6 protein-coding genes, 4 pseudogenes and 1 other annotated feature are annotated in these 7,493 nt (G+C 63.8%); of the genes and pseudogenes, 7 read left to right on the forward strand and 3 right to left on the reverse strand.

Annotated features, from left to right (window positions below; genetic code table 11):
• Positions 1 to 143 precede the first annotated feature (143 nt).
• The 3 genes and pseudogenes from DS843_RS32000 to istB form a co-directional block, all read left to right on the forward strand.
• Positions 144 to 397, forward strand: a pseudogene (locus DS843_RS32000) (DDE-type integrase/transposase/recombinase); the annotation flags it as partial.
• Positions 398 to 609: 212 nt separating this feature from the next.
• Positions 610 to 2,133 carry an IS21 family transposase gene (gene istA, locus DS843_RS30575; RefSeq protein WP_149472579.1) on the forward strand — a complete coding sequence of 508 codons (1,524 nt, stop codon included), beginning with the start codon at positions 610 to 612 and terminating at the stop codon, positions 2,131 to 2,133.
• Positions 2,130 to 2,957, forward strand: a complete 828-nt coding sequence (gene istB / locus DS843_RS30580; RefSeq protein ID WP_149472580.1) for an IS21-like element helper ATPase IstB — start codon at positions 2,130 to 2,132, stop codon at positions 2,955 to 2,957. Before istA ends, istB begins: the two co-directional genes overlap by 4 nt.
• 218 nt (positions 2,958 to 3,175) lie before the next feature.
• Here istB and DS843_RS30585 read toward each other — a convergent pair.
• Positions 3,176 to 3,633 (reverse strand): annotated as a pseudogene (locus DS843_RS30585) (transposase); the annotation flags it as partial.
• Positions 3,233 to 3,349, reverse strand: a sequence feature (AL1L pseudoknot). Its footprint overlaps the pseudogene before it by 117 nt.
• Before the next feature lie 71 nt (positions 3,634 to 3,704).
• Here DS843_RS30585 and DS843_RS30590 point away from each other — a divergent pair.
• The 4 genes from DS843_RS30590 to DS843_RS30605 all read left to right on the forward strand — a co-directional run bounded on the left by DS843_RS30590 (position 3,705) and on the right by DS843_RS30605 (position 6,872).
• Positions 3,705 to 4,118, forward strand: coding sequence for an MFS transporter (locus tag DS843_RS30590; RefSeq protein ID WP_149472581.1), 414 nt, complete (start codon positions 3,705 to 3,707; stop codon positions 4,116 to 4,118).
• Positions 4,119 to 4,667: 549 nt separating this feature from the next.
• A complete protein-coding gene (locus tag DS843_RS30595) occupies positions 4,668 to 5,552 on the forward strand; it encodes a replication protein RepA (RefSeq protein WP_286192415.1) in 885 nt (294 codons plus the stop codon).
• Positions 5,553 to 5,649: 97 nt separating this feature from the next.
• Entirely contained in the window at positions 5,650 to 6,285 is a 636-nt protein-coding gene (locus tag DS843_RS30600) for a ParA family protein (protein WP_167525546.1), read from the forward strand.
• On the forward strand, positions 6,282 to 6,872 hold the full coding sequence (locus DS843_RS30605; RefSeq protein ID WP_149472584.1) for a hypothetical protein: 591 nt from the start codon (positions 6,282 to 6,284) through the stop codon (positions 6,870 to 6,872). The genes DS843_RS30600 and DS843_RS30605 overlap by 4 nt, the downstream gene beginning before the upstream one ends.
• Positions 6,873 to 6,936: 64 nt before the next feature.
• Here the strand turns inward: DS843_RS30605 and DS843_RS30610 are convergent.
• Both DS843_RS30610 and DS843_RS30615 read right to left on the reverse strand, forming a co-directional pair.
• Positions 6,937 to 7,356 (reverse strand): annotated as a pseudogene (locus DS843_RS30610) (DDE-type integrase/transposase/recombinase); the annotation flags it as partial.
• Positions 7,357 to 7,381: 25 nt separating this feature from the next.
• Positions 7,382 to 7,493: pseudogene (locus DS843_RS30615) on the reverse strand (IS630 family transposase); the annotation flags it as partial.

A 7,493-nucleotide genomic window follows, 5' to 3' on the forward strand; every position in this document is an offset into this window, starting at 1 on the left:
CGTCAGAACCTCGACCCGCTGATAAGCCATGACGTTTGCAACTCGTTTGCGTCCGCGCGATGACGCGCCACGCAAAACTCAGACGTCCGACCCTATTTTGCCAAGGCGGCCCTCACCGGAGGCGTACGCAGTTCACGGCGGCGGTGATCCTGTGGGCGGAGCGCTGGTACTTGCAGTTTCCGATCAGCTACCACGACCTGGAACGGATGCTGGCCGACCGCGGCGTGGCGGTCGATCACACGACGCTCTACCGCTGGATCCAGGCCGACGCCCCAGAGCCGGCCAAGCGCTTACGCCCTCACCTGCGGATGACCACTGGCCCTGACGGGTGGATGAGACCTACGTGAAGGTGAAGGCGCGGGGGATGTACCTGTTCCGCGCCGTTGATGCACGCGGGCAGATGATGACCGCCTCGACAATGTTGCTTGGAGCGCGACAACGAACGTGAAGTGCCAGCGTCATTGAAGGTGAAGTGTGGGGCCGACCGGAGGGCGGGCGAAGCCCGGCCGTAGGTCGGCCCCACACTGGCGCGGGCCGAAGCCCTCGCCAGCGGTCGTGATTGGTGGGTACGGGGAAGGGTCTTCAACGGCCAAGAAGAGGACCCCCGCCGTGCCCGGCAAACCCATCAACGACCAGCAGGCACGATTGTACATGGAATACCGTCGAACACTTAGCCAAGAGGCGGCGGCCGCCAAGGCGGGCTTCAGCCTCAGCACCGGCCAACGCTTCGAAAAGGATCCGCGGCTTCCCTCCCAGAAGAAAACCGAGCGCCGCCGCGGCCGCAGCAAGCCCGACCCACTCGCCGAGGTCTGGGAAACCGACGTTCTGCCCCTGCTCGGGACCTGCGCAGGCATCCGCCCGATCACCGTCCTGGAGGAGTTGGGGCGCCGCTACCCCGACGAGGATTGGGAACGTCGTCGCCGGACTTTGGAGCGCCGGATCGAGACGTGGAAGGCCCTGCACGGCCCGGACCAGGAGGTCATGTTCCGCCAGGAGCATCCCCCGGGACGCCAGGCCCTGTCAGACTTCACCGACGTCGCCGACCTCGGCGTCACCATCGCTGGCCAGCCTCTCGATCACCGCCTCTACCATTTCACCCTGGCCTTCTCCGGCTGGGAGCATGCCGAGGTGGTGCTGGGCGGTGAGAGCTTCGTGGCGCTGACCCACGGCCTGCAAAACGCCCTGTGGGCCCTGGGCGGCGTGCCCGCCGAACACCGCACCGACTCGCTGTCGGCCGCCTTCCGCAACCTCGACGCCGAGGCCCGCAAGGATCTCACCGAGCGCTACGAGGCGCTGTGCGTCCACTACCGCATGACGCCGACCCGCAACAACAAGGGCGTCGCCCACGAGAATGGCAGCATCGAGAGCCGCCATGGCCATCTCAAGAGCCGTCTCGATCAAGCCCTGACCCTGCGAGGCAGCCGCGATTTTCCCACCTTGGACGACTATCGCCGTTTCGTCGCCGAGGTGGTGGGCCGCCACAATGCCCGTCAGCGCAAGATGTTCGACTTGGAGCGCCCGGCCTTGAAGGATTTGCCTGCGCGCCGGACCACCGACTTCGAGCACACGACGGTCTACGTCACCTCCTCGGGCGGCTTCACCTTGCGCAAGGTCTTCTACACCGTGCCGTCGCGCCTGATCGGCCATCGCCTGAAGGTCCACATCCACGATGACCGGCTCGAATGCTTTCTCGGCGGCACGCTGGTGCTGACCCTGCCGCGCGGCCGGGCCCCGCAGCGCGGCAAGGGCAAGCGGGGGCACGTCATCGACTACCGGCACGTCATCCACAGCCTGCGCTGCAAGCCCCAGGCGCTGCTCAACCTCGTCTACCGCGACGACCTCTTCCCGCGGGCGGCCTATCGCCGCGCCTGGGAGGCGCTGAGTGCCAAGCTCGATCCGCGCCTGGCCTGCCGGATCATGGTGGGCCTGCTCTGGCTGGCCCATGACCGCGCCTGCGAGGCCGACCTGGCGACGGCCCTCGACACCGTTCTGGATGCCGGACAACTGCCCGACCTCGCCGCCTTGCAGCAACGCTTCGCCGCCACCGCCGCCGACGCCTCGGCCATCACTGTGACGCTGCCGACCGCCGCCGCCTACGACACCCTGTTGCCGACCGCCGGAGCCGCCCAATGACCAGCACCGCCTCGATCGACACCGCCCGCCTGCCGTTGCTGCTCAACGACTTGCGGCTGCCAACCATCGCCCGACTGTGGCCGGACTTCGCTGCCCGAGCCGACAAGGAGGGATGGCCCGCCGCCCGCCTGCTCACCGTCCTGGCCGAACTGGAAATGGCCGAGCGGGCGCAACGGCGCATCCAGCGCCACCTTCAGGAGGCACGTCTGCCGCCCGGCAAGACGCTGGAGGCCTTCGACTTCGCCGCGGTGCCGACGGTGAGCAAGGCTCATGTCCTGGCGCTCGCCGCGGGCGACAGCTGGTTGGAGAAGGGCTCCAATTTGCTGGCGTTCGGCCCGCCCGGTTCCGGCAAGAGTCATCTGGCAGCCGCCCTCGGCTACGCCCTCGTGGACAATGGCTACCGGGTGCTGTTCACTCGAACCACCGATCTGGTTCAGCGTCTGCAAGTCGCCCGCCAGGATCTTGGCTTGGCATCCGCCATCGAGAAGCTCGACAAGTACGACCTGCTGATCCTCGACGACTTCTCGTACGTGAATAAGAGCCAGGCAGAGACCAGCGTCCTCTTTGAACTCATCGCCGCCCGCTACGAACGGCGCAGCCTGTTCATCACCGCCAACGCCGCCTTCGGGGCCTGGGATCAGGTTTTCCCCGATAAGGCCATGACCGTAGCGGCGATCGACCGCCTCGTGCACCACGCTGTCATCTTCGAGATGAACGTCGAAAGCTATCGGCGCCGAACCGCGATCGCCCGCGCACGACCCGACAGCGACACCACCATCCAGAACGACGATGTCGCGCCCGCGACAATCATCCAGGACGCCTGATTGACGCTGGCGCGACAATCACCCTTGTCGCCGCCGTCGATCCCGAGCACCATGAGCGACACCAAGCGCGACCGTCACCTCATCTTCATTGACGCGCGCACCTCACCGTCAATGTCGCGCTATAGTTGCCAATTATCGCCCGCTGGGCACGTTTCACCGAAAGGGCGTGCGTCACCCCCAATGACGGCGGCGGGATGCGGAAGACGACGTTGACGGAATCGCCATTGATCCTTGGACGGATCGGCCCGCCAGGCGGCATGGGCGTGGTAAGTCGACGTGGCGATCGGTAGCACTCGGCAGATCGGCTCGACCCCATGGACAGTGCGGTGCGCGTCGATGAAGGCGATCATTTCCGGAACGGGCGGTCGAGCTCCGCCTGAGCGAAATACGCCGACGCCTCGCGTAGGATCTCGTTCGCTTGGCGCAACTCCCGCACCTCACGCTCCAGCGCCTTGATCCGCTCCTGCTCGTCCGTCGTCGGCCCCGGCCGCTTGCCCTGGTCACGCTCGGCCTGCCGAACCCAGTTCCGCAGCGTCTCGGGATTGCAGCCGATCTTCGCTGCGATCGAGCTGATCGCCGCCCACTGCGAGGCATGCTCGCCTTCGTGGTCGAACACCATCCGAACCGTGCGCTCGCGGACTTCAGTGGCGTATTTGGGTGATGCAGGTTTCGTCATAATGACCCCACTCTCTCAGATGATGGGGCCTCCGGGAAACCTGGAGCAGTTCAATCGCCTCGATGTGGGGGTTGCTGCGCAACGAGCAGATATTGAGGCTGCGTTCGTTGACCGCGGCCCTGATGATGGCAGCGTTCAGCCTGTTCTGGACAGCGGTCGCCTTCCGCCTGTCCCAGGAGCCGTTCGGGCTCGACCAGGGCGGTATCGCCGTGTTCGCGCTGGTGGGAGCCGGTGGTGCCTTGGCAACCCCTTTGGCTGGCCGCATTGGTGATCGCGCCTGGGCGCGGAGCACCACCATCGCCTCACATCTCCTGGTGGTGCTGTCCTTCGCGTTGGCAGCCGCCGCTGATATGGTCGCCGCACCGGCACTGGCCCTCTGTCTGCTGGTACTCGCCCCCATCGAGCTCGACGTCGGGCGGTTAGCGACCAGAAGCTCGGCCGCCGTGCCATCAACCTGCTGGACCCTGCGGCACGTGGTCGGCTGAACGGCCTGTTCGTCGGACTGTTTTTCCTGGGTGGATCATTGGGCTCCGACATGGCTGGTGTAGCCTGGACTCACGGCGGCTGGCCAATGATCTTCTTGGCCGGAACCGGTTTCACTCTGGTCGCGTTGATCGTCCATATCTGAGCCGCGAGACGGCCAACGGTGTGAACCTTGGCGGTCCCGCTGTGGGGAAGTTCCATAACCTTGATGTGGGGAAGTTCCAAGAAATGTGGGGAAGTTCCAACCCTTTCCCCGATTCGCTCTCGAGCGAGTGCCGCCGCCATCGCGAATCGGCTTCCCATCGGCTAGTAGGCATTGGACCTTCCCCACGCCGGTTTGGAGCTTCCCCACGCGACTCGGGCTTATCACCTGGACCTTCCCCGCACATTACAAATAGAGTCTCAATTAGCGTACCAATTAGGTTGCGTGGGGATGTTCCAAGTGGAAAATAAGGCGCCTCCATGGTTTGGTTGAGCAGGATCGCTGGAGGCTCGGCATGGCACAGGTACACAAGCTAATCGTCCAACACGGACGGGAGGCTGCTCGCCGTATGATCAGCGAGCAAGAGATCCCCTATTTCAACATCGCTGCCAGCATCCTGGAAGAGGAAAGCAACGAAGTCGGAATTACCTATTCCGGCTTTTGCCTAACCGCCTTGCCCCATCGCCGTCTGGATGATGAGCAGAACTGGGTCCGCAGCAACGGCAATCTGTCGCTTCTCATCAAGCCCGGCGAAGCCAAGAAGGTCCCGAACCCCCGCACTGCTGATGATTACCGAAAGATTGGCGTCCCTTACGGGTCGAAAGCACGCCTGATCCTGCTGTATCTCCAGACCCAAGCCGTACGGACCAACTCGCCCGTGGTCGAGCTCGGCCGTTCCATGAATCAATGGCTCGACAGGATGGGTGTGGCCGTCGGTGGCAAGACCTATACTGAGGTCCGGAACCAAGCTGAGCGGATCTCCCGATGCACCCTGACCTTCGATTGGTGTGATGGGCAGACCGAGGGCTTCCGGAACGGCTCCTTCGTCGAAGGCGGCATCAGGCTGCGCGGCCTCGACCAACAGGGTGACCTCTGGGATGACCGTGTGTCACTGTCCGAGGCGTTCTTCCGCCTGCTGAAGGAGCATCCGGTCCCGGTTTGGGAGCCGGCGATTCGCCATATCGCTGGTAAAAGCATGGCCTTCGACATCTATGTCTGGCTGGCCTATCGCCTCCATGTTCTTGAGAAGGCGAAGCCGGTGAGCTGGAAGGCTGTGTTCGATCAGTTCGGAACCGGTGCGACGCTCCGCTACTTCAAGCCCGAATTCCGGACCGCTCTGGCGTATGCGCTGTCGGTATATCCGGAAGCCAAGGTTATGGAAGATGAAGACGGGAGGGGCCTCATCCTCCACCCCTCCCCTCCCCCGATCCCGGAACGGCTCATCGGCCGGTGAGTGTGGGGAAGTTCCAACACCGTCTTGGAACTTCCCCACACCCGTTGACACCCTCCCCTTCCGTCTCGCATCCTCCTGCTGAATTGTGGAGGCTGTGGTGAAAATCCTGTTGGTGCTGAACGGCAAGGGTGGCGTCGGGAAGACCACGACCGCCCGCAACATGGCTGCCGCCGCGGCCGCGGCCGGGCTTCGTGTAGCGACCCTCGACACAGATCCGCAGGGCACGCTGACCCGCTGGTGGCAGAAGCGACCTGAGAACGCCCCTGCCATCGACCACTATCAAGAATCGCTCGCCGAGATGTCGGATCCGGTTGAGCCGCTGGATGGCGTCGACCTGCTGGTGATTGACACTCCCACCGCGATCGAGATGGCGGCGATTCGCCCCAACGCTGAGAAACTGATCGACCAGGCCGACCTCATCCTAACGCCCCTGCAGGCGACGCCCGAGGACTTGGAATCCGTACGCGGGACTCTGACCCTCATCCTCTCCCGGAAAAAGACCACCACGTTCGTCCTCAACAAGGTGAAGCCCAGGGTTAAGGAGGTCACCGACGCGCGACGCGGCCTCGCCGGCGGTGGTGAGGTCGCCCCCGTGGACCTCCCGGATCTGGCCGAGGTCTACCGCAGCTACGCCGCCGGCCTCGGCGTCGTAGAGGTAGCCGGCGCCAGGTCGGTGGAGGATTTTGTCGCGTTGTGGCAGTACGTGGCGGGTAAGCTCGGGTTGAAGTCATGAAGAAAGCTACCAAGACGGCGGTGTCGGACATCCGATTCGACGACATCCAAGCCCCTGCCCCCGTTGGTGCCGTCAAATCTCTAGCCGGCGAGAGTTTTGAAGAAGCCATCAACCGCCTGCTGGAAGAGAGCCGGGAGCGGTTCGTCCTGGTCGGCGAGATCCTTCTCGACTGGAAAGCCAGCGTGCCGCATGGGCAATTCGTGAAGCTCATCAACGAGCGAATCGAAGCCGGTGCTCTACGCAATCTCAGCTATCAGAGCGCCAACCGGTACATGACCGTTGCCGCCGCGCTGCGCAACGGCTTCGTCGGACCGGACGAATTGCCGAAGGAGTCGGAGGCCGCTTATCTGCTGACCTCTCTCAAAGAGGACGAGCTGAAAATCGCCAAGCGGGAAGGGCTCGTTCGGTCGACGGTGCGAAAGGCCGAACTGACGGCCTTCCGGAAGCGTCTGCGTGCGCCCTCCCCTGCTCCGTTAACGGATCGCCGCACCGAACTGCTCCGCGAGATCGCGCGGGCAAAGGATGAGGAGCGGCGTTGGGCTGAACGGCGAGCGGAATTGGAGGCGGAGCTGGCTGCCCTGTCCTGAGCAGACATCGTCACATTAGCTTGAGCGAGGCAAGGAGAGGGGGCCTGAAGCCGTCCAACGGCAGCTATGACGCAGCCTTGCGGACGCACGTCTCCTGCTGCCAGACGGCGAAGGCGTCAGCCCGGTAAGTGCGATACTCAGTGGCACTCATGCGATGTCGACGTGGGTGGGAGTGCTGGTATATAGGGCCTTGAGCGGAGAGGAATTGCTGTACCTGCCGCGGTGACGTGAAGTGCTTCATCCGCCACTCGCATTGGCGGGTCGACTGGTGTGAATTCTCGGCGCGGTTATTAAGATACCGGCTTTGCCGGTGCTCGACGCCGGGGATGATCTTGGCCTTGGCGGCGGCATAGGACTTCAGCTTGTCGGTAACGACAACACGCGGCACGTAGCGCAAGCCCTTTAGCAGCTTCTTGAAGAAGCGCTTGGCGGCTTTGGTGTTGCGCCGGCTCTGCACCAAGATATCGCGTACCACGCCGTGCCAATCGACGGCGCGCTAGTGCACTGACTCATTCAGAAGGTGCAGGCAAACGGCTGAGTTTATCGAGGATTTTCTCGGCCGGTTTGGTCCAGACGAAGGGCTTGGATGCCCTGTTGTGCTCGCGAATGTAGCGGGCAATG

The sequence above is a fragment of the Roseomonas genomospecies 6 genome (assembly GCF_008365375.1).
Classification (GTDB): domain Bacteria; phylum Pseudomonadota; class Alphaproteobacteria; order Azospirillales; family Azospirillaceae; genus Azospirillum.